The organism is Bradyrhizobium sp. LMG 9283 (assembly GCF_045571415.1).
Lineage (GTDB): Bacteria > Pseudomonadota > Alphaproteobacteria > Rhizobiales > Xanthobacteraceae > Bradyrhizobium.
Genome location: NZ_CP120691.1, coordinates 3147529 through 3167043, shown reverse-complemented (window position 1 = coordinate 3167043; position 19515 = coordinate 3147529). Strand labels below are relative to the sequence as shown.

Below are 19515 nucleotides of genomic sequence, written 5' to 3'. Positions count from 1 at the left end.
GTCTTCTATTTGTTCGTTACGCTTCGGGAAAGCCCCGAAGCAAGTACGATCGCACGGCTCCCAGCAGGCCATTCAGGATCAAACCTAGCAGCGATATCGTGATCAGCGGGACGAACATGTCCACCGCCTGGAAGGTTCTGGCCGCCGTCACGAGCGCGTGGCCTAGTCCATCCGTCGATGTGATCATCTCGGCCAGAAACACCACGATACAGGAAATGACAAGGCCGATCCGGCACCCAGTCAGGATCGATGGCATCGCCGCAGGCAGCACCACCTTGAAGAGGATTTCATAGCGCGGTGTTCCCGCCGCCATAGCCGACCAGATCAGCTTCTGCTCGACGGTCGATGCACCATAATAGGTCGAGAGCAGAATGGGAAAGAGCGCGTCCGCGGCCACCAATGTGACCTTCGATCCGTGACCGAACCCGAGCAAAAGCAGGAGCGCCGGATAGAGCGCGACCTTGGGCAGTGGCGCCAAGACGCGGACGATCGGACGAACCGCGGCGTTGATCGCGGCACTGGCGGCGGCGGCGATGCCGATACTGACCCCAAGCACGACCGCAATCGCAAACCCGGCAAACAGACGGATCAGCGTTGCTGCGATTTCCTGCTGAAACGTCAACGTCACGAGCTGCTGAAGCAGCCGGCTGAAGACGAAGCCCGGCGGCGGCAGCAAAACCGCGGGCGCAAAGCCGAATGACACCAGGCCCTGCCACACCGCGATCGCCAGCCCGATCGGCGCAATCCCAAGCAAGATGTTTGGGGAGAGAAGGCGCGACATCATGAGAAGCTCAGCGGCATGTCGAACTGCGGCTCGGACCAACGCACGAGCCTGGCACGAACCCTTTCGAAAATCGCGTCGAGGCAAATTCCCATTGTCCCCACGATGATGATCATCGCAAAGACGGTGTCGTATTGGCCCATATCGAGCGCATTGAACAGGATGTTGCCGGCGCCCGACTGACGGGCGATCATCTCGCTGGTGATCATCGTGATCAGTGCCAGCACCAATCCCGTGCGGCATCCGGTCAGGATTTCCGGCAGCGCCGCGGGCAGTACGATCCGCACCAAGCCTTGTGCGGGCGAAAGTCCCATCGCGGCACCCGACCACAGCATCTTCTCCTCGACCGCCTTGGCACCCTCGAAGCTGTGATAGATCACGGGAAGGCTGACGCCCAGAAAGATCACCAGTGTCTTGGTGATGTCGCCAACGCCAAGCCAAAGCATGATAATCGGCATCAAGGCGGCCTTCGGCACCGGATAAATCACCATCAGGAGCGGATTGAAGAAGGCCGCGATGCCCCGGCTGCGTCCCATCAACAGGCCCAGCGGAATCGAAACCAGCACCGCCACGCCGAACCCGATCGCCATGCGACGAAGCGAAGCGAGGATGTTGATGAGGGATTCCTTGTCGCCGAGAATGTCGGGAATTGCCCGGATCGCCTCGATCGCCGTCGGGAAGCTGTCGTTCTTCAGCACAAGCGAGGCGACCTGCCACACTGCCAGCAATCCGATGCAGGCCAGTACCGGAGCAGCACGCCTGGTCAAGACAGCCGGCGATATCATGAGACAGGCCCGGCCTCGTCGCCCTCATCGAACATGCGCTCGATATCGACGACGTACTTCTGGTAGCGCGGATCCAACAGCAGCTCGTTGCGGCGGCGCGGTCGCGGCAGATCGATGTCGATGACTTGTCGGATTCGGCCGGGCGATTTCGACATCATGACGACCTTGTCCGAGAGGAACACGGCCTCGTCGACCGAATGCGTGACGAACAGCACCGTCTTGCGGTCGCGCTCCCAGATGTTCAGAAGATCGTTCTGCAGGCGCGTCCGTGTGTGCGCGTCGAGCGCACCGAACGGCTCGTCCATCAGCAGCACTTCAGGATGGTAGGCGAGCGTGCGCGCCAGCGCCACGCGTTGCTTCATGCCACCCGACAATTCCTTGGGATAGAAATTCTCAAAGCCCTTAAGGCCGACCATCTCAATCAAGGCCCGGCTCTGCGCCTCGGCCTCGGCGGTGCGCACACCTTGCTGGCGCGGCCCATACATCACATTGCCCAGCACAGTTTTCCAAGGAAACAGGGCAAACTCCTGGAACACCGGTCCGCGATCCGGACCCGGCCCGGTGATCGCATGTCCCTTGATCTTCGCCATGCCGCTGGTCGGGCGGACAAAGCCGCCGACGATATAGAGCAGTGTCGACTTGCCGCAGCCGGACGGACCAAGGATAGAGACGAAGGCTCCCTCCTCGATCGTCAGCGAGATGTCCGATAGTGCCAAATGATCCTTGCGCGCCGAGGTCTGAAAGACCTGGGAGACACGATCGATCTCGATGATTGCAGAAGCCGGCTCTTGTGACGTCACCGGTCTCATCCATTCGCTCGATCTCGCAGGCACTACCGTCATCCTGTCTTTCGTCTCACGCGCACGAACATTCAGCGGCACGAGCTCAGCAAGAAGCCTGCCAGATAGGTGGTCGTTTTCGCACCCGTCCAGTGCGTCATTCGAACCACGGCCATTCTGCGGGGCCTTCATGCGTCACGGCTCCGCCCGGCGCCTGCCCAACCAGTCGCGCGTACTTTGCAAGCGCACCCGCACGGTGACGCGGCGGACGCTGCTTCCAATCGCGGCGCCGCGCGGCGAGTTCCTGCTCATCGAGCAGGAGATCCATCCGCCGGTTTGCGGCATCAATCCGGATCCTGTCACCGTCGCGAACAAGCGCCAGCGGACCGCCAACAAATGCCTCGGGGGCCACGTAGCCGATGCACATGCCACGGGTTGCGCCGGAGAACCGGCCATCGGTGATCAGCGCCACTTTTTCGCCCATGCCCTGCCCGTAGATCAGTGCGGTGACGCCGAGCATTTCGCGCATGCCGGGTCCGCCGACCGGCCCTTCATTGCGGATCACGAGAACCTCGCCCGCCTTGTAGCTGCGATCACGAACCGCTGCGACGCAAGCTTCTTCATCCTCGAAAACACGCGCCAGGCCTTCGAAGAACTGGCTCTTCAGGCCGGCGACCTTGATGACCGCACCGTCCGGACAGAGATTGCCCTTCAAAACCGCCACGCCGCCGTCAGGCATGATCGGTGCACGAGACGCATAAACCACCTCGCCGTCCGGCGCGTTGGCCGCGCCGTGTTCTTCAGCAAGCGTGCGGCCGGTGATGGTGATGCAGCTGCCATTGATGTGACCGCTCTGAATCAGCTCGCGTATCACCACGGCGGCGCCGCCGATATCATAGACATCCTTTGCTGTGTATTTGCCACCCGGCCGCAGGTTTCCAATCAACGGCGTCCTTGCAAAAACCTCACCAACGTCATCGATCGTGAAGGCAATGCCGGCCTCGTTCGCTATCGCCGGCAGGTGTAGCGCGGCGTTGGTCGAGCCGCCCGTCGCGGCAACGATCGCCGCACCGTTCTCCAGGGATTTCCGCGTCACGATGTCGCGCGGCAACGGCCCGCCACGAGCCAGCATCTCCATGATCAGCCGCCCGGCGCGCTGCGAGATCTGCGCACGCTCCGCATAGACACCAGGCACCATGGAGACGTTGGGAATAGTCAGCCCCATCGCCTCGGAGACCATGCCCATGGTGTTCGCGGTGAATTGGCCGGCGCACGCGCCGATGGTCGGCAAGCAGGCACGCTCGATCCGCTCGAGCGTGGCGCCGTCGATGTCGCCAGTCATGAAACTGCCGACAGCCTCATATGAATCGAGCACCGTCAGCGTACGCCCGTCCACGCGGCCCGGCAGCGAGCTGCCGCCATAGATGAAGATGGACGGCACGTTGCAGCGAACCATACCCATCATCACGCCGGGAAGGGTCTTGTCGCATCCGCCGTATCCGATCAGCGCATCGTAGGCCAGCCCATGGACGACGGCTTCGATCGAATCGGCGATCAGCTCCCGAGAGAACAGGGAGAACTTCATTCCCTCGTGATTCATGCTGATGCCGTCGGAAACCGAGACGGTCGAGAACTCGCGCGGCGTGCCGCCGGCTTCCTCGATTCCAGTTTTGGCCGCAGCCACCTGGAAGTCGTGGGTCATGTTGCAGGGCGTCTGTTCGCCCTTCATGCTGACGATGCCCACCATCGGCTTGGCTATCGCAGCATCGTCGAGCCCCATGGCACGCATGAATGCACGATGCGGGGCTCGGTCGAGCCCGTCTGTGGTGACCCGTGATCGCAACTTCTTCATATGTGCATCTTCTTCATGCAGCGCCCCGGATGATCCTGAACGCCACGATCTTACGCTCGATAATTCGCCCGCTTCTATTGCAGCGGAGCGACGATCGTCTGATGCTTGAACTGCGCGACATCTAGCTTCGGCAGCATTCCTGTCTCTGCATAGATATCCAGCATCTTCTGGATCGCCGGGAAGTTTGGTGCTGCGCCTGGATCGCGACCAAAATCGTTGTCCTTGAGCAGATAGGTCTCGAGCACCGGAACGGGCGCCTTGAGCACTTCGGACACCACCTTCAAGGTTTCCTCGCGGTTGGCCAGCACCTTCTTCATGCCTGACGTGATGTCGCGGACATAGGCTTTGACCAGCTCCGGATTCTTGTCGACGAAGTCAGCACGGCAGGCTTCCAGGATGTGTACGATGTTCGGCATGGCCTGGGACAACGAAAACAGCTTCCTGGTGCCGCCCTTCGCCTCCGCGCGCGCGGCAAACGGCTGGTTCATGTTGACCGCATCGACGCGACCTTGGCGCAGCGCGTCCTCGGAGACGGCAAAGCCGACCTCGACAAGCTTGATGTCCTTGGCCGGATCGACGCCATTCTGTTTCAAGAGCAGATTGAACGGCCCTTGCGTGCCGCCACCGATCACGGAAATGCCCACAGTCTTGCCCTTGAGATCCGCGATTGTCTTGATGGGCGAGTCATCCTTGACGGCCCAGTAGACCGAGAAGCCGCCGGGCTTCTCGAAAACGTGCTGCGCCACGATATAGGCCTTAAGATTGCCGCCGACCACGCCGTTGGCGAGCGACAGTGGCGCCTGGGTCGCACAGTCCAACGCACCGGCCGCCAATGCCTGCGTCATCGGCGCGGTGCCCTGGAATTGGGTCCATTCGATGTTGTAGGTCTTGCCGATACTCGGAAATTCGGCCGGCCTGCGCATCATCCAATATTTGGATTCCTCGGCCGGAATCGTCCAGCCGACGCGGATCGTCTGCTGCGCCCATGACGGGCTTGCCCCCGCACTCGCGGCCGCTGCCGCCCCCAAAGCCAGGATCCACCTCGAAACGGTTCGCATCGTGCCACTCCGCTACTCCGGCGCCGACCGGCGCCCGCCAACCCGACCGCCTCAAATGTTTCATGGTTCAAACAATCAGGCAAGCCATGCGAGCCGAGCGGTTTTGCCGTTCGATGCGCAATGTATGGTAAAGCGGCGTCGCATTGCGACAGAAGGAGGCAACCTATGGCTGATGAGAACAAGGCAAACCCGCAAGGCGCCGAGAAGCTCGGCTATCTCGGCCTTGGACTCATGGGAACGCCGATGGCCCGACGCCTGCTCAAGGCCGGCTACCAAGTCGCTGTCTGGAACCGCTCGGAGGGCAAGGTGGCGCCGCTCGCCGAGGCCGGCGCCAAGCGCGCGATCACGCCTCGTGATCTCTTGGTGAACTCGGATATCGTATTCATGTGCGTGACGGATGCGGTGGCGGTCAAGGAGGTGATCTTCGGGCCCGAAGGTCTGGCATCGGCGCCTGGCTCAGGCAAGCTTGTCGTCGACTTCTCGTCGATCCATCCAGACGCGGCGCGCGATCTTGCAACGCGACTGAAAGACGCCAACGGTGCGGGCTGGATCGATGCGCCGGTGTCCGGGGGCACGAAAGGCGCCGACGAAGGCACGCTCGCCATCATGGCGGGCGGAGAAGCTGGCGACATCGAGAGGGTGCGGCCCTATGTTCTGGCCATGGCGCGCAGGTTCACTCACATGGGCCCGGTCGGCGCCGGCCAGACCACAAAGCTGTGTAACCAGGTGATCGTCGGATGCGCGATGGCCGTGCTCGCGGAAGCAACGCGCCTGGCCGAGAACGCCGGAATCGACGCCAATCGATTGCCCGAAGCGCTCGCCGGCGGTTTTGCAGATTCAATCCCGCTCCAGCTGTTCGTGCCACGGATGGTGCAGGGCATTCACACCCCGCCGCTCGGCCACATCGCCACGATGCTCAAGGACCTCGATACCGTTGCCGATGTCGCACAGGCGACATCGACGGCGGTACCGATGGCTTCGCTTGCCGGACAGCTCTTCAGGCTAGCGAAGGCCGCGCGAGGTGCGGAAGCGGACGCGTTGGAGATCTACAAGCTTTCAGCGGCAGAGCGCCACGCTGTCTAAGGCGACCTGAAGAGCGTTAAGGCCCCTTCTTGCGCTCATCGTCGGCCATGAAGCGACCGAACGCTCCTCTCGCGAAGAGCAGCGGCTCCTTCGCATTGTAGGTGTAGGCCTCGACCGCGCCGAGAAAGATCACGTGGTCGCCACCATAATAGCGATTCACGGAGCGGCATTGAAAATTGGCGACGCTCTCGGCGAGCACCGGCGCATTGCCGAGGCCGGGTGTCCAGCCGACGCCGGTGAACTTGTCGTCCGACGATTTAGCGAATTTGTTCGCAAGTGCTTGTTGCGAAGCGCCAAGAACATTGACGCTGAAATGGCTGGCATTCTGGAAGATGGTCAGGCTCGAAGAAAAGACGACGAGGCTCCACAGAACCAGCGGAGGATTCAGCGAGACCGAGGCGAACGAATTGCACGTCAGTCCGTAGGGCTTGCCGTCAGGCGCTGCCGCCGTGATGATGGTCACGCCCGTTGCGTAGGTTCCGAGCGCATTGCGAAAGTCGCGAGGGTCGATCTGCGAGCTGTCGCTCGCGAACTCGTTAGCGGGATCGGGAGCACGGGGCTGCTTCGGCAGATCATTCATCGGCCGACCTCACAGCGTGAGATTCTCGGACGGCAGGCCGAGCGCCACTCGTCCATAATTGGTCCCCGCCGCATCGAAGTTGAATGCGAGATGCGAGTTGATCGCGTGCGCATCACGGAACTGCCGCTGCAACACGCCGCTCGTGAACAGACCACGCGCGCCGCTCGCGGCAAACAGCATCGAGACCGCGTCCGTGCACAAGTTCACTGAAAAAGATCCATCGCGCCTATATCTGGTCTTGGTCGCCATGTCAGGGATTTGGCCGCACCGTGCGTTCTCCATGGCATCGAGGCAGGCCGACCGCATGATCAGGCGTGCGGCGTCGATCTTGGCCGAGGCTTCCGCGATCTTGATCTGAGTGCTCTGAAAATCGCTCAGCTTGGCGCGGTTGTAGGTCGAAATGCGATGACGTGCGACCTCCATATAATCGTCGAGACACGCCTGCGCATTCCCCAGCGCGACACCGGAGAGAACGTACGGGAACAGCGAGAACACGGGCAGCGCATACAGCGGATTCGGATTGACCTTGCTTCCGGGTGTCGGACCACCGGCAAGATCCCCGACGGCGACCGTCATATGGTCAGCCACGAAAGCGTCCCTGACCTCCACGTCGCAAGATCCGGTCCCGCGCAGTCCGGCGACGTTCCAGGTGTCCAGCACCTTGTAATCGCCTTTCGGCAACAGAAAGATTCGATACTCGATGCCATCCGCCTCGTCGTCGGAGTAGACCACGCTTGCAAGCATATTCCATTCGCACGAGGTAACGCCCGAGGAGAATGGCCAGCTACCGTGCAGCCGGTATCCGCCCTCGACCCGCGTGGCACGTCCGGCGGGAAAAATGAACGAGGATGCGATCAGTGCGTCCGGATCGCGGCCCCAGACCAGATCCTGCGCCTTCTGCTCGAACATGCCGAGCATCCAGTGATGGCTTGCCAGATTGGCGAGATTCCAGGCTACCGACGCATCCGCCTGCCCGAGCAGCTCGCCGCAATCGACGAGAGCGACATAGTCGAGCTCGGCCCCGCCAATCCGGGCCGGTTGGAGCATTCGGAACAGGCCAGCGTCATGAAGATCCATCTCGGTTTCCGAGGGGAGATGCCGCAGCTCCTCCGTCCGCGCCGCCCGCTCGCGTAGTCGCGGCACGAGGTCCCGGGCCTTCGCGATCATTGCCGCATAGGCGCCTTCGCCGGCTTCCGGCCCGGCGGACTGGCCGATGTTCGGCTTTCGATCCGGCGCCATTCGTGTCCCTCAATTTCACATATTTATGCGGCCGCCCCTTCGTCAAATCAAGCCAATGCAGCCAGGATTGCTAAGCATCGATCCGCACGCTGCACGATGCCTGGTGTCATGGGACGGCCTTGGGCTCACATTGGCGTCGAGGGTTTGCCGGAGCCAAAAACACCTTTCTGGGTAAACTCTGAGATGCGACATTCGTCGTAACCGAGGATACTGCGCAAGACGTCTTCGGTATGCTCGCCCAACAGGGGCGCCGCAACGGGATCGATCGCGCCGGTCAGGCTCATGGTAATCGGCGGCTCGATGTTGGGCACCCATTCCGCTGTAGGGTGCGGAATCCGGTTCAGGCGATGGCGCTCGCGAGCCTCGGGCGCATTGAAGCCCTCCTCGACCGTCCGGAGATAGCCGACCGGGATATTGGCCAGCTTCATCTTTGCCATCCAGTTCTCCAGAGTATCGCTGGCAAAGACCTCTGCAATGGCTGCCCGCAAGAGCTCCTTGTTCTCCGAACGGGCTTTGCGCGTGGCAAACCGCGGATCGGTGATGAGATCGGGCCGATTCAGTACCTCGACCACGAGCCGGCGGTAGAGCCGGTCGTTGGCGCAGGCCATGTAGAGCGGCCCGTCAGAGGCTTCGTAGACGCCGACGGTGGGAGACCCGCTGGGCGAATTGCCGAACCGGCCGGGATTTTCGCCGTTGATGAGATAAGCCATGCCGTAGAAGCCCGTCATCCCCATCGCGACGTCGAACAGGGCGACTTCGACATGTTGGCCGCGGCCGAGCCGGTCCCGCGCCAGCAACGCCAACAGGATGGCATTGCAGGCAGACATCCCTGTCGCCATGTCCACAATGGGCGGGCCGGTACGAACCGCCGGGCCGTCGGCAAATCCGTTGAGCGACATGAAGCCGCTTTCCGCCTGCGTGATGGGATCGAAGCCCGGCCGCGAGGCAAACGGTCCGGTACGTCCGTAGGCGGAGATCGAGCAATAGACCAGCCGGGGGTTGAGCGGCGCGACCGACTCATAGTCGAGCCCGAACTTCTTCATGACCCCACTCGAAAAATTCTCCACGACCACATCTGCCTTGCGGATCAGGTCCCGTGCGATCTCTCGGGCCTCCGGCACGGCAAGGTCGAGCGCAATGCCGCGCTTGTTGCGGTTCAGGCTGAGATAGGCGGCGCTTTCGCCGCCAATCTCTGCGTGCTCATAAGCACGCGTGTCGTCGCCGCCGTCGGGGTTCTCGATCTTGATGACGTGCGCGCCATAATCGGCGAGTGTCTGGGTGCAGGCCGGGCCGGCGACCACGCGCGTGAAATCGACGACCAGCAGACCATCGAGTGCACTCGGCCCTCCCGTCCCTCGCGACGAACGTACCGGCAGTTGAGGTTTGGTGGGCATCAATAGCGCTCTCCCTTACATCGGCTTATGGCCGCCGAATTCCCTGCAGGAGCAAACTTAAAGCCCGGCGCCGCCAAGTTCGCAAGTACCTGACCCGCATCGCCTCAACACGAAAAAGGACCCGGCAGCCGTTAGGCTGCCGGGTCCTTCTGGGCACGCGAGGTCACGTTACATCTCGCGCCGGCTATTCTACGCTGTCCGCGTTCCGCATCACGGAAACCTGTTTCTTCCCTCAGCGGAGCCACTTTCGCCAGTAAAGCGTGTGTGACCAGGCCCAGGGCAATTCGGGTTCATAGAGCCGATAGCCCGCCTGAATGAAGTTGTTGGCAGATCTCGGGTTATCCGTTGTATCGGAAACGATGCTCTGCCATCCGACCCGCCGTCCCCGCGCCTCGACAGCGCGCATCAGGACCGGTGGCAATCTCCATTCAGAAGAGCCTGAATGGGAAGCTCAAGGATTCTCCCTGGCGCGCGGCCTACTGCCCTCTGGAGACGCAGCGCGCGCTTGCCGAGGCCACGCTGAGAGCCAAGGTAGAAGCGAAGCAGAAGGTCGAGCAGGATCGAGCCCTCAAGGAGGCCCACCCGCGGGATGGTATCTACGCAGCGGCAGGCCCCGATTTCGAGGACCGCTGCGCGAAATTCAACGACACCATCGTTGCGTTCGCCGGCAAATCGATGACGACGGCCTCCAACATTTGCAAGATAGAAAATACGCCAGTTCAGCTTCCCGATACCGTCAGGATCGGCGCGGCCTGCACGATGCAGCCCGCTTCGGGCTCGGAGGCTGTCAGCGTACAAGGCCTCTACTCCGGATCGCGAGAACCTGATGTTCAAGAAGATCGACGATAAGACCGTCATCCTCTGGATCATCAAGGATGGACACTTCACCGGCGATAGCCGAAAACTGTCCTATTGCAGCGACCAGGTGCAGCGCGCGGTAAGCGGACTAAGAACTAGGGATCACCGAAACGAAAAGCCCGCGGCGGGTTGCTTCCCGCGCGGGCTGAACCAATCTATTTCGATGATGCCATTCTGCCAGTGTTTTGCCCGACGTGTCAAACGAACGAATTCGCGTACGCCGCGTTAGACGATCGGGAGGATCGCCATGACACCTCAGAGGACCTCATCCAGGACGTCACGAAACCTTCCGGGACCAAGGTCGCGCATCGACAAGGAACGTGCCGCGCGGGATGAGCTCATCGAAGACGTTGGGGAGACGGAAGACAAGAGCCGCGATCTCGTGCATGGCGACGGCGGCAGCATCGATCTGCCTACAAAACCCGGAGATTTGTCGAACGACGATTAGGCCACCTGGGAAGCGGCGCGCATCTCGATGATGCCATTCTGCCGGTGTTTTGCCCGACGTGTCAATCGACGCGCAAAAAAGGGAGCCCCTCCTCCCGGCTCAATATGTGGTGCGCAAGGGGCTTGCTTCAAGCCCCCGATGATCGCGTAGAAGCCTCGACCCAACCAACGAGTCGAGGGGTCACGACATGCCTGTACTGCTTCCGACATCCCGCTCACGGACGAGCACAAGCCGCGCGTCAGCCACCGGCCATGCGGTCGTCATCGCCGGCGGCGGTCCGACCGGGCTGATGCTGGCCGCGGAGCTCGCGCTGGCGCAGGTCGACGTCGCCGTGGTCGAGCGGCGTGCGAACCAGGAGCTATCAGGCACGCGCGCCGGCGGACTGCACGCGCGCTGCATCGAGCTCCTCGATCAGCGCGGCGTCGCGGATCGCTTCCTGCGCGAGGGACAGATCGTCCAGCTTGCGGGCTTTGCATGGACGCGGCTCGACATCAGCGACCTTCCCAGCCGGCACGCGTATGGACTCGCGCTGCGACAGAACCACATCGAGCGTCTCCTGGCCGAGTGGGTCGCGGAGCTCGCGGTCCCGATCTATCGCAACGCCGAGGTGACGGGCTTCGCGCAGGACGAGACCGGCGTCGACGTCACGCTAGCCGGCGGCGAGACGTTGCGCGCAAAATATCTGGTCGGCTGCGACGGCGGCCGCAGCCTGGTGCGCAAGATCGCCGGCATCGACTTCGGCGGCTCCGATCCGACGCTGAGCAACCTCATGGCCGAGGTCGAGATGCGCGAGGCGCCGGTATGCGGCCTGCGTCACGACGCGCTCGGCTTCCACGGCCTCAGTAAAGCCGAGAGCGGGCGCGTGCTGGTCGTCGTGACGGAAGCGAGGTGCGAACGCAGTGGCGAACCCACCTTGCGCGACCTCAGCGAGGCTCTCGCCGCCGTTTACGGCACCGACTTCGGCGCGCACAGTCCCGCCTGGATCTCGCGCTTCACCGATGCGGCGCGACAGGCCGCATCCTATCGCAAAGGGCGCGTGCTGCTCGCCGGCGATGCCGCGCATATCCATCATTCCGTCGGCGGCCAAGGCCTCAACACCGGCCTGCAGGACGCGGTCAATCTCGGCTGGAAGCTGGCGCAGGTCGTGAGCGGCATTTCGCCCGACAGCCTGCTCGACACCTACCACACCGAACGTCATCCTGTGGCCGCGCGCGTGCTGCGCAACACCAGGGCGCAGATTGCCCTGCTTCGCCGCGCCGACGCCGGCCTCATCGCCGCGCGCGAAATCATCTCCGAACTCCTCGCCATCGACGAGCCGCGCAAGCGCTTTGGCGCGATGATGAGCGGGCTCGATATCCGCTACGATCTCGGCGAAGGCCACGTATTGCTCGGACGCCGCATGCCCGATCTCGACTTGACGGTCGAGGGACAGAAACTGAGGCTGTTCACGCTTCTGCACAGCGCGCGCGGCGTGCTGCTCAATTCTGGCAAGCGGGGCGGCATCGACATCATGCCGTGGGCGGATCGCATCGGTGTCGTCGATGTCGCTTATGACGGCCCATGGGAGCTTCCCGCCGTCGGACAGGTCGCCGCGCCCAAGGCCGTGCTCGTGCGGCCCGACGGCCACGTGGCCTGGGTGGACAATGAGAACCGATGCGGACTTGCGGAGGCGATGACGAAATGGTTTGGACCGGGTGGCGCGTAAACTACGAACGCCTCATGCGGCGTCAAATCGGGATAGGGGGAAGCCTCGCGGCTTCTCCCCTCCCACACCACCGGACATACGGGTCCGTATCCGGCGGTTCGGTAGATTATGCTGGTTGCTGTGCCGCGACGGAAGCCAAGCCGAGTGCCCTGAAGAACGCGATTGGCATGGCGATGGTGAGCGCGGGGCTGTTCGCGAGCCGCCAGGGGCCATGTGGGTTGCCGACGGTTTGTGCCGCCAGATTCCGGCCGACGCCGCGACGTCGCAACTCGGCGAAGCGGGTGCTCCCACGCTTCCATTGCTTCCAGGCGATGGCGCAACCGCCGCCTAGTCCACTCATCAAGTGCCTGCAACACCGACGGCGTTTGGCAGAAGCCAAAGTAGCCGCGCCATCCCTTGAGATAGACCGACAGCTCTTTGACGATCTGCGCGAGGCTTCGGCCGCACGTGCGCCGCGTCAGCTCCCGGACTTTCGCTTTGAAGCGGGTGAGTGCCTGGGGCGCGATGCGCCGCCGCGGCTCTGTCCCGCCGGTGAAGCTGAAGCCCAGGAACTTGCGAACGCTCGGTTTGGCAACCGCGCTCTTGGCCTTGTTGATCTTGAGCTTGAGGCGCTTTTCCAGGAACTTCTCGATGCCCGCCAACACCCGCTCGCCCGCCTTCTGACTGCGCACATAGATGTTGCAGTCGTCGGCGTAGCGTCCGAAGCGATGGCCGCGCTTCTCCAGTTCCTTGTCCAGTACATCCAGCATCAGATTCGACAATAGCGGCGAGAGCGGGCCGCCCTGCGGCGTGCCCTCGTCCGTCGAACTGACCAGCCTCCTTCCATCACACCCGCATTCAGGAACGCGCGGATGAGCTTCAGGAGGCGCTTGTCAGTGACCCGCTTCGCGACCAGCCCCATCAGGATGTCGTGGTTGACCCGGTCGAAGAACTTCTCCAGATCGATGTCCACGACAACGGCGTGCCCGGACGCGATATACGCCTGCGCCCGTTCCACCGCCTGATGTGCCGAGCGGCTCGGCCGGAAGCCGAAGCTCGCCTCGGAGAACGTCCCGTCCCAATCCGCCTGCAGCACCTGCAGCACCGCTTGCTGGATGAAGCGGTCGAGCACCGTCGGGATGCCGAGCGGCCGCAGGCCACCCGACGCCTTCGGTATCTCCACCCGCCGCACCGGTTGTGGCTTGTAGGTCCCGTCAAGCAACTGGGCGCGGATCGCGAGCCAGTGCTCCTTCAGGTGGGCCGGCAACTCGCCGACAGTCATCCCGTCGACGCCCGCCGTCCCCTTGTTGCGCGTCACTTGCGCCAACGCATTCTTCAGATTCTCACGCTCGACCACTGCTTCCATCGTCGGCCCTGCGACCGCCGGGCGTTCAAGACTGGTCTTCGCCGCGCTTGCTTCGATCTCTCGGGCGGCGGCGCTTTGGGCTTCACCCTCCGCGCCGGTGCCCGAGTTCAGTTCGACCTGACTTTTCTGTCGCATGGCTCGCGCGAGATGGACTGCTCTACTAACCACTTCCACCGTTCGGGCCTTCGGCGGCGCGCCGCCGCCTACTATGCCCTCGGCTGACTTCTGCGCTGCGGTCAGGCCGCCTTACGGCCGCCTCAGTCCCGTTACCGGGACACAGCGCAGACCTCCCGAGGTAAGACCGACCGCCTTCACCGCACGCCCGCCGGATTTACCACCCCGACCTTTGATGACCATGGACTTCGCAATCATGTGCTTGCTCGTCCGGCCGGGTAGGCCTCATTATCCGGTTCTTGTCCATCGGGTCGCGGCTTTGCCCCGCGCTGTCTTCAGACCCCATCTCGCGATGACGCCCTTGCGCTTCGCTAATCCTTCGCCGTCATCAGGCTGGATAGAGGACTTCCACCTCCAAGCTGTCGTTCATACTCGGCACACACAAAAAAGCCCGCGGCATACCCGCGGGCTTATTCGAGACATCAGGTGATCGAAACGCGGCTCAACATCCGAATGTTGCGCCGCTCGTTGCTTTCTGATGTGGAATTTTTACCCGGCGAGCCCAATTGGGGAGTCCGGCTTTCAGGCTTGTATGCAAGCGCGTCTGCGATCCATTGAGGCTATCCGAGTTCTTGACTTAGCTCAACGCGCGGCTGACGCAGCTTTTGTGAGTTTACGCTCATGTATTCTCCTGGGAAAGAGGCCAAAGCTCCTCGTGAGACACGTCGAAATCGTTTGTCGCGCCGACACTTCCAAGAACGCTGAACCACCATTACTCCAACGCAATCGCAGGCACTAACAAGTGGTTGGCGTCTCATCCCCTGACGCCGTAGCACATCGGCTCTTGCCATACGGCCCTCCCTCGAAATGGAACTGGATGCCGAGCAATTTAGCCGTGTAGTGCAGAAGTTTCAGTCTCATGTCAGATTGTCCAAACAAAAGCCCGGGCACGATTGCCCGGGCCTAATAATTAGCGTCCAAGGCTGCGTCGGGAACCGCCTATGTCTTCCCGTAGGTCAATCCAAGAGCCCTCTTTAAGCGCCTCCCCCTCACCCCCTCCTCAGCCCCATCGCCTCCGGCAGCGACGCCAGCAGCAGCACGAGGCAGACGGCGAGCAGCACGATGTCCTTGAACAGAAACTCGCCGGTGAGATTCCACGCCATCGGGTCGGTCGAGAGTGACCATGTCACCACGCCGGGCGTCGTGAAGAAGAACGAGAAGGTGACCGCGAAGGTCACGACACCCATGAAGGCGCCGAGCGCCGAGAGCAGCGGGCTAAAGGCGCCGGCGATCAGCAGCACGGCGATCGCGAATTCGGTGACGCCGAGCACATAGGCTTCGCCGCGCAGGCCGAACACCGAGAGCCAGGAGATGAACGGGCTGTTGGTGATGAACTGCGCGATACCTCGCGCCGATTGCGGCGTGAATTTCTGCATGCCGAACGAGATGAAGATGATCACCATGACCCAGCGGAGGATGGCGAGAAGGCGATAGGATCCGTTGCCTGCTTCGGCGACGTTGAATTCCGTTTTCATTGGACGTGGTCTTCCCCTGAGCATCCCCGCTTGCTCGCGGGTTGCCGGTGATACGAGGCAAGCTCCGGCCCGTTACGTCCGCCGTCGTCACGCGGGACTCACGAGTCCGTGGGCAGCGCTGCCGGGAACAAGCAGCAAGAGGCTGCGCTGCACCGCAATGCCCGGGGCGCGCGCCGATGCCGCCGTCCGCGAAGCGGAAACGCGTCGCCTTGATGCGGCGCGAGCGCTTGCTCGCCCGCACCATCTGCGGCCAAGCCATGCAAATCCGCACACTGAAAACAGGCCTGCTGCCGGCGGTGGCGATCGAGCTGGCGATCAGGAGCCTTTCTCGGAAGTCGCGCCGGGATCGCCGGGAAAAGGCTCCTGCGTCTTGCGCCCAAGAAACGTATCGGGTGGAGGTTCAACAGCTCGCGGCATTCGCGCACGATCTGTCGCATGTATTCGGCCTGCTCATGCTCGGCAGGTAACGGCCGATAGACCCTCATCTCGATGCTCCCCTTGCTTTGCAGGCGGGAGCACGCTCGGTCTCTCAGCCACCGACGCCCACGGACGAAAGCCTTGACCGGTGATGTCCTACAAACTCGCTGGGGTCGCTCGGTTCAAAAGTGGACTTTGGTATCACGCGCCCAAGATGAGTAAGTGGCTCAAACGGCTGAACTTGCACCCGAAAATTTAATACGCGCAACATATCAAATGATGTGACTCGGCTCTGCCAGGAGCATAAGGTTAAGCCATCACCGCAAGGCTTGAGGCATCGATCGGTGATGAGAACGCCAGTTGCGCTCCCGCCCTACTCCAATGAGGAGCTGCGCCATGCTGAAGCGGCGTCGTTTCAAACAGACCACGACCCTGACCGAAAGACTCGCGGACGAGGCCGCTCGCTGCCGCGAGGAAGCGCGCACGCTGGCACCGGGCCGCCGCCGTGAGATGCTGCTGCGCCAGGCGCGGCAGGACGAGACAGCCATGCAGATCGAGGCCTGGCTGCGCTCCCCCGGCCTGAAGGCGCCGACATGACGCAGCAATATCGCGCTTACCTCGTTGGCGAGAACGGCGTCTTCCGCTCCGCCGAAGCGTTCGAAGCCTCGTCCGATTCCTCCGCCTTGGCCTTTGCGAAGCAGTTCACGCGGCTGGGCAAGGTCGAGGTCTGGCAGCTCGGCCGAAAGATCGCCGTGCTGGAGTCCGAGCAGTCTCGGTCACCCGAGCCATCCTGCCCGACACTGACGCGTCAATGATCGCGTGCGTGCGATCGTGACCTGAGATCTTCGATCTCTAAGCAGAACGTCACCTGCATGATGGGACCGCCGGCGTCGCGAATGTCGATCGCCATCTCTTGGCGACCGCCGGTGAGCGGCGTGGAGAGCACCGCATCGCGCGCCATGTCGGCAACCGAGTTGGCGGCCTCGGCCTGAACCGCGCGCGGGCCGGACAATTCCAGTCCCTCCTCGTCCAGCGCAATTCCCTTCTTGTCGCGAAGATCGAAGTAATATCGGGGCATGGCCGCATCCTCTGCCCTAATAGGTCAAGGCGCGCGCAAAGGTTTCTAGCAGGACGAAAAATTCTCTTGGGATCAGGGGGCTTCGGAACGCGCCTGCCTGCGCATGCACCCTCACTCCTCTGCAAGTTTGCGCTCGATATAGGCGTCCACCGTCTCGGCGAACGAGCGCTGCACGCCGACCGCGACATCGTGCTGGTCGAGTGCGTCGCGCTGGAGCACGCGCAGGCCGCGCCCGCGGGCGCTGGCCGGCGCCGTGTTCAGAAACTGATCGATGACACCTTTGGCGAGCGGGATGGCCTTGGGATCGCCCCGAGCGATCAGGAGCCGCAACAGGCTCTGGCATTCGGCCAGACCGGGCATGGCCTCGCTCACCTTTGCTGCGATTTCGGCTTCGGCCGCTTGACCGGCTGGGTATGGGTGCCGAACAGCGCCAGCAACAGCGCGACTTCTTCCTTCGAACCGATCTGGATCATGATTGTCTCTCCTGTTCGCTCCGTTGGTCGGGGCTTGGCCCGGTGGAGTTCAGGACGATCTGGTTTCAGCAATGTTTCAGGCGTGTTTCGTCGGGGCGATCTGCGGCGACAGGCCCCAAAGACAAAGCCATTACGACAAAGGCCCCGCGAAGCGGGGCCTTTTTTCATGTCGAACCCCGGTCATCATTGCGACGCCGGCGCTCGCCTATGATGCCATTTTGACCGTGTTTTGCCCGACGAGACTGAGCAAGAACTCGGCATTTTGGTGAGTTGATGTACGATTCTGTTCATGACGAATCGCACATTCAAGACCGGCGAGAGCCGCGACCAGGCCAGCCTGCTTCCTGCTCGGATTGAGGACTATGTCGGACCGGACAACCCCGTCCGGGCGATTGAGAGCTTCGTTCGTGTCCTCGACCTTGCCAAGCTCGGCTTTCGCCATGCGGATCGCAAGGCTGAAGAGGTCGGCCAGCCGCCATACGATCCAGCCGATCTGCTGAAGCTCTACCTTTACGGCTACATCAACCAAATCAGGTCGTCGCGTCGGTTGGAGCGGGAGGCCGGCCGCAATCTGGAACTGATCTGGCTGCTGAGGAATCTGAAGCCGGGTTATCGGACGATCGGCAATTTCCGCAAAGAGAACTGGGCGGCGCTGAAGGCAGCCAACCGCAGCTTCGTGCTGCTGATGCGCGAGCTTGGTCTTGTCGGCGGCAGCGTTGTTGCAATTGACGGCTCGTTCTTCCATGGCGACGCCAGCAAGGCCAGCATCTTTACGCGCAAACGGCTTGCCGATCAGATCATCAAGCTGGACCAAGAGATCGAGGCTTACGGCAAGTGCCTTGAGGACAATGATGCCGCGGAAGCCAAGAAGCCGGGCAAGGATGGCCCCGATGGCGGCGGCGGAGGTGGCGGCGACATCGGTGCGAAGATCGCGGCGCTGCTGGCGAAGCGCTTGCGCGCACAAGGCGACCTTGCTCGGCTGGAAGAGAATGGCGCGACGCAGCTATCCCTGACTGATCCGGATGCCCGGCTTCTGGTCAAGAGCGGCCAGGGCGTCGCAGGCTACAATGTGCAGACCGCCGTCGATGACAAGCACAAGCTCATTGTCGCCAGCGAGGTGGTGAACGACAGCAGCGATGTCGGCCAGCTACATGCGATGGCCATGGCGGCAAAAGAGGCTCTCGAGGTCGGGGCCCTGCAGGCGCTGGCAGATGAGGGCTATTACAGCAGTCGCGAACTGAAGGCCTGTGAAGACGATGGCATCACGCCCTATGTGCCGGTGCCGGAGGGCAACGCCCGGCTCGAGAAGCAAGGCCGCTTTGCCCTCAAGGACTTCAACTATGATGGCGCAACCGACACCTACCGTTGTCCTGCCGGCCAACCGCTACATCCGATGAAGAGCAGGCAAAAGAACACCAGCGGCCGCATCGAGATCCGCTATGCGGCGCGCGGAGCGATCTGCAGGACCTGCCCGCTCAAGGTCCAGTGTCTCTCGTCGAACGCGGGCCTACCGGACGATCGGTCGCTGGGAGCATGAAGGCGTTCTTGAACGTCATCGCGCGCGGATGCAGGGTGCAGGCGAGCTGATGCGCCGTCGTTTTGCCATCGTCGAGCATCCGTTTGGCACGCTCAAATGCCGCGCCGGCTATCGTCATTTCCTGGTCCGCGGCTTCGATAAGGTCCGCGGTGAGTGGAACCTGATGGCGCTCTGCTACAACTTTACCCGCGTGCTCAACATTCTTGGCTTAGACGTGTTTCTGGCCGCCCTCGCAAAGACGCTCGCTCCTGGCCGAGGCACCCTCGCAGCCCTCCTGCAGGGCATCCAGCTTGCTCCAGAGGCCTTCTGGATCAATCACCCGCCTCCGATCGCAATCGGTCGCCCACACCGGCCTGACTCCGCCAAAACCAGTAATTCTTGCTCAGTCTCGACGGGTCAAACTTTATCTTAAATGCAGCAAAGTGGATTCGGCGAAACGAAATCTCTTCGCGTC

Annotated in this window: 22 protein-coding genes and 2 pseudogenes; 10 read left to right on the top strand and 14 right to left on the bottom strand. The window is 62.3% G+C overall.

Annotated features, from left to right (window positions below):
* Nucleotides 1-16 precede the first annotated feature (16 nt).
* The 5 genes from P6U29_RS14725 to P6U29_RS14705 all read right to left on the bottom strand — a co-directional run bounded on the left by P6U29_RS14725 (nucleotide 17) and on the right by P6U29_RS14705 (nucleotide 5255).
* Nucleotides 17-784: an ABC transporter permease gene (locus tag P6U29_RS14725; RefSeq protein ID WP_407118245.1), complete on the bottom strand. Its 768-nt coding sequence runs from the start codon at nucleotides 782-784 to the stop codon at nucleotides 17-19.
* Entirely contained in the window at nucleotides 781-1566 is a 786-nt protein-coding gene (locus P6U29_RS14720) for an ABC transporter permease (protein WP_407118244.1), read from the bottom strand. Before P6U29_RS14720 ends, P6U29_RS14725 begins: the two co-directional genes overlap by 4 nt.
* Nucleotides 1563-2408 (bottom strand): ABC transporter ATP-binding protein, encoded by an 846-nt coding sequence (locus P6U29_RS14715; protein WP_407118243.1) that lies wholly within the window; start codon nucleotides 2406-2408, stop codon nucleotides 1563-1565. Before P6U29_RS14715 ends, P6U29_RS14720 begins: the two co-directional genes overlap by 4 nt.
* A 94-nt stretch (nucleotides 2409-2502) precedes the next feature.
* The gene (gene ilvD, locus P6U29_RS14710) at nucleotides 2503-4197 is read right to left on the bottom strand and encodes a dihydroxy-acid dehydratase (RefSeq protein ID WP_407118242.1); all 1695 of its coding nucleotides are present in this window, start codon (nucleotides 4195-4197) and stop codon (nucleotides 2503-2505) included.
* A 74-nt stretch (nucleotides 4198-4271) separates the two neighbouring features.
* Nucleotides 4272-5255, bottom strand: coding sequence for an ABC transporter substrate-binding protein (locus tag P6U29_RS14705; protein WP_407118241.1), 984 nt, complete (start codon nucleotides 5253-5255; stop codon nucleotides 4272-4274).
* 165 nt (nucleotides 5256-5420) lie between these two features.
* Between P6U29_RS14705 and P6U29_RS14700 the strand changes: the two genes are divergently transcribed.
* A complete protein-coding gene (locus P6U29_RS14700) occupies nucleotides 5421-6338 on the top strand; it encodes an NAD(P)-dependent oxidoreductase (protein WP_407118240.1) in 918 nt (305 codons plus the stop codon).
* A 16-nt stretch (nucleotides 6339-6354) separates the two neighbouring features.
* On the opposite strand, the gene P6U29_RS14695 is transcribed toward P6U29_RS14700, so the two are convergent.
* From P6U29_RS14695 to P6U29_RS14680, 4 genes and pseudogenes are all read right to left on the bottom strand, one after another.
* Nucleotides 6355-6918 carry a flavin reductase family protein gene (locus tag P6U29_RS14695; protein WP_407118239.1) on the bottom strand — a complete coding sequence of 188 codons (564 nt, stop codon included), beginning with the start codon at nucleotides 6916-6918 and terminating at the stop codon, nucleotides 6355-6357.
* Nucleotides 6919-6927: 9 nt separating this feature from the next.
* The gene (locus P6U29_RS14690; RefSeq protein ID WP_407118238.1) at nucleotides 6928-8157 is read right to left on the bottom strand and encodes an acyl-CoA dehydrogenase family protein; all 1230 of its coding nucleotides are present in this window, start codon (nucleotides 8155-8157) and stop codon (nucleotides 6928-6930) included.
* A gap of 125 nt (nucleotides 8158-8282) precedes the next feature.
* The gene (locus P6U29_RS14685) at nucleotides 8283-9551 is read right to left on the bottom strand and encodes a CaiB/BaiF CoA transferase family protein (protein WP_407118237.1); all 1269 of its coding nucleotides are present in this window, start codon (nucleotides 9549-9551) and stop codon (nucleotides 8283-8285) included.
* A 232-nt stretch (nucleotides 9552-9783) separates the two neighbouring features.
* Nucleotides 9784-9960: pseudogene (locus P6U29_RS14680) on the bottom strand (GNAT family N-acetyltransferase); the annotation flags it as partial.
* A gap of 5 nt (nucleotides 9961-9965) precedes the next feature.
* On the opposite strand from P6U29_RS14680, the gene P6U29_RS14675 reads away from it, so the two are divergent.
* The 4 genes from P6U29_RS14675 (at nucleotide 9966) to P6U29_RS14660 (ending at nucleotide 12562) form a co-directional block, all read left to right on the top strand.
* Nucleotides 9966-10400, top strand: coding sequence for a hypothetical protein (locus P6U29_RS14675; RefSeq protein ID WP_407118236.1), 435 nt, complete (start codon nucleotides 9966-9968; stop codon nucleotides 10398-10400).
* Nucleotides 10378-10638, top strand: a complete 261-nt coding sequence (locus P6U29_RS14670) for a hypothetical protein (RefSeq protein ID WP_407118235.1) — start codon at nucleotides 10378-10380, stop codon at nucleotides 10636-10638. The genes P6U29_RS14675 and P6U29_RS14670 overlap by 23 nt, the downstream gene beginning before the upstream one ends.
* An 18-nt stretch (nucleotides 10639-10656) precedes the next feature.
* Entirely contained in the window at nucleotides 10657-10857 is a 201-nt protein-coding gene (locus tag P6U29_RS14665; RefSeq protein WP_407118234.1) for a hypothetical protein, read from the top strand.
* A gap of 187 nt (nucleotides 10858-11044) precedes the next feature.
* Complete coding sequence (locus P6U29_RS14660; RefSeq protein WP_407118233.1) at nucleotides 11045-12562, top strand: FAD-dependent monooxygenase; 1518 nt, start codon at nucleotides 11045-11047, stop codon at nucleotides 12560-12562.
* A gap of 365 nt (nucleotides 12563-12927) precedes the next feature.
* On the opposite strand, the pseudogene P6U29_RS14655 reads toward P6U29_RS14660, so the two are convergent.
* The 3 genes and pseudogenes from P6U29_RS14655 to P6U29_RS14645 form a co-directional block, all read right to left on the bottom strand.
* Nucleotides 12928-13311, bottom strand: a pseudogene (locus tag P6U29_RS14655) (reverse transcriptase domain-containing protein); the annotation flags it as partial.
* Nucleotides 13311-14081 (bottom strand): reverse transcriptase domain-containing protein, encoded by a 771-nt coding sequence (locus P6U29_RS14650; RefSeq protein WP_407118232.1) that lies wholly within the window; start codon nucleotides 14079-14081, stop codon nucleotides 13311-13313. The gene P6U29_RS14650 and the pseudogene P6U29_RS14655, both read right to left, overlap by 1 nt.
* 989 nt (nucleotides 14082-15070) lie before the next feature.
* The gene (locus P6U29_RS14645; protein WP_407118231.1) at nucleotides 15071-15556 is read right to left on the bottom strand and encodes a DUF417 family protein; all 486 of its coding nucleotides are present in this window, start codon (nucleotides 15554-15556) and stop codon (nucleotides 15071-15073) included.
* Nucleotides 15557-15732: 176 nt separating this feature from the next.
* On the opposite strand from P6U29_RS14645, the gene P6U29_RS14640 reads away from it, so the two are divergent.
* From P6U29_RS14640 to P6U29_RS14630, 3 genes are all read left to right on the top strand, one after another.
* A complete protein-coding gene (locus P6U29_RS14640; protein WP_407118230.1) occupies nucleotides 15733-16023 on the top strand; it encodes a hypothetical protein in 291 nt (96 codons plus the stop codon).
* A gap of 346 nt (nucleotides 16024-16369) precedes the next feature.
* Nucleotides 16370-16570 (top strand): hypothetical protein, encoded by a 201-nt coding sequence (locus P6U29_RS14635; protein WP_407118229.1) that lies wholly within the window; start codon nucleotides 16370-16372, stop codon nucleotides 16568-16570.
* Nucleotides 16567-16788 carry a hypothetical protein gene (locus P6U29_RS14630; RefSeq protein ID WP_407118228.1) on the top strand — a complete coding sequence of 74 codons (222 nt, stop codon included), beginning with the start codon at nucleotides 16567-16569 and terminating at the stop codon, nucleotides 16786-16788. Before P6U29_RS14635 ends, P6U29_RS14630 begins: the two co-directional genes overlap by 4 nt.
* Here P6U29_RS14630 and P6U29_RS14625 read toward each other — a convergent pair.
* Together P6U29_RS14625 and P6U29_RS14620 are read right to left on the bottom strand one after the other, a co-directional pair.
* Nucleotides 16782-17051 carry a DUF6894 family protein gene (locus tag P6U29_RS14625; protein WP_407118227.1) on the bottom strand — a complete coding sequence of 90 codons (270 nt, stop codon included), beginning with the start codon at nucleotides 17049-17051 and terminating at the stop codon, nucleotides 16782-16784. The genes P6U29_RS14630 and P6U29_RS14625 overlap by 7 nt on opposite strands.
* 111 nt (nucleotides 17052-17162) lie before the next feature.
* Entirely contained in the window at nucleotides 17163-17411 is a 249-nt protein-coding gene (locus tag P6U29_RS14620; RefSeq protein ID WP_407118226.1) for a hypothetical protein, read from the bottom strand.
* A gap of 402 nt (nucleotides 17412-17813) precedes the next feature.
* Here P6U29_RS14620 and P6U29_RS14615 point away from each other — a divergent pair, with 402 nt between their 5' ends.
* Together P6U29_RS14615 and P6U29_RS14610 are read left to right on the top strand one after the other, a co-directional pair.
* A complete protein-coding gene (locus tag P6U29_RS14615; RefSeq protein WP_407118225.1) occupies nucleotides 17814-19061 on the top strand; it encodes an IS1182 family transposase in 1248 nt (415 codons plus the stop codon).
* Nucleotides 18964-19473: a transposase gene (locus P6U29_RS14610; RefSeq protein ID WP_407118224.1), complete on the top strand. Its 510-nt coding sequence runs from the start codon at nucleotides 18964-18966 to the stop codon at nucleotides 19471-19473. The genes P6U29_RS14615 and P6U29_RS14610 overlap by 98 nt, the downstream gene beginning before the upstream one ends.
* Nucleotides 19474-19515: the final 42 nt, after the last annotated feature.

What these genes read in the sequence shown, in the direction of transcription:
- P6U29_RS14630 (WP_407118228.1), top strand. Translation starts at nt 16,567, where the DNA reads ATGACGCAGCAATATCGCGCTTACCTCGTTGGCGAGAACGGCGTCTTC.
- P6U29_RS14645 (WP_407118231.1), bottom strand. Translation starts at nt 15,556, where the DNA reads ATGAAAACGGAATTCAACGTCGCCGAAGCAGGCAACGGATCCTATCGC.
- P6U29_RS14670 (WP_407118235.1), top strand. Translation starts at nt 10,378, where the DNA reads ATGTTCAAGAAGATCGACGATAAGACCGTCATCCTCTGGATCATCAAG.
- P6U29_RS14660 (WP_407118233.1), top strand. Translation starts at nt 11,045, where the DNA reads ATGCCTGTACTGCTTCCGACATCCCGCTCACGGACGAGCACAAGCCGC.
- P6U29_RS14690 (WP_407118238.1), bottom strand. Translation starts at nt 8,157, where the DNA reads ATGGCGCCGGATCGAAAGCCGAACATCGGCCAGTCCGCCGGGCCGGAA.
- ilvD (WP_407118242.1), bottom strand. Translation starts at nt 4,197, where the DNA reads ATGAAGAAGTTGCGATCACGGGTCACCACAGACGGGCTCGACCGAGCC.
- P6U29_RS14695 (WP_407118239.1), bottom strand. Translation starts at nt 6,918, where the DNA reads ATGAATGATCTGCCGAAGCAGCCCCGTGCTCCCGATCCCGCTAACGAG.
- P6U29_RS14665 (WP_407118234.1), top strand. Translation starts at nt 10,657, where the DNA reads ATGACACCTCAGAGGACCTCATCCAGGACGTCACGAAACCTTCCGGGA.
- P6U29_RS14635 (WP_407118229.1), top strand. Translation starts at nt 16,370, where the DNA reads ATGCTGAAGCGGCGTCGTTTCAAACAGACCACGACCCTGACCGAAAGA.
- P6U29_RS14625 (WP_407118227.1), bottom strand. Translation starts at nt 17,051, where the DNA reads ATGCCCCGATATTACTTCGATCTTCGCGACAAGAAGGGAATTGCGCTG.
- P6U29_RS14640 (WP_407118230.1), top strand. Translation starts at nt 15,733, where the DNA reads ATGCCGCCGTCCGCGAAGCGGAAACGCGTCGCCTTGATGCGGCGCGAG.
- P6U29_RS14685 (WP_407118237.1), bottom strand. Translation starts at nt 9,551, where the DNA reads ATGCCCACCAAACCTCAACTGCCGGTACGTTCGTCGCGAGGGACGGGA.
- P6U29_RS14610 (WP_407118224.1), top strand. Translation starts at nt 18,964, where the DNA reads ATGCGGCGCGCGGAGCGATCTGCAGGACCTGCCCGCTCAAGGTCCAGT.
- P6U29_RS14725 (WP_407118245.1), bottom strand. Translation starts at nt 784, where the DNA reads ATGATGTCGCGCCTTCTCTCCCCAAACATCTTGCTTGGGATTGCGCCG.
- P6U29_RS14615 (WP_407118225.1), top strand. Translation starts at nt 17,814, where the DNA reads ATGACGAATCGCACATTCAAGACCGGCGAGAGCCGCGACCAGGCCAGC.
- P6U29_RS14700 (WP_407118240.1), top strand. Translation starts at nt 5,421, where the DNA reads ATGGCTGATGAGAACAAGGCAAACCCGCAAGGCGCCGAGAAGCTCGGC.
- P6U29_RS14620 (WP_407118226.1), bottom strand. Translation starts at nt 17,411, where the DNA reads ATGCCCGGTCTGGCCGAATGCCAGAGCCTGTTGCGGCTCCTGATCGCT.
- P6U29_RS14720 (WP_407118244.1), bottom strand. Translation starts at nt 1,566, where the DNA reads ATGATATCGCCGGCTGTCTTGACCAGGCGTGCTGCTCCGGTACTGGCC.
- P6U29_RS14705 (WP_407118241.1), bottom strand. Translation starts at nt 5,255, where the DNA reads ATGCGAACCGTTTCGAGGTGGATCCTGGCTTTGGGGGCGGCAGCGGCC.
- P6U29_RS14715 (WP_407118243.1), bottom strand. Translation starts at nt 2,408, where the DNA reads ATGACGGTAGTGCCTGCGAGATCGAGCGAATGGATGAGACCGGTGACG.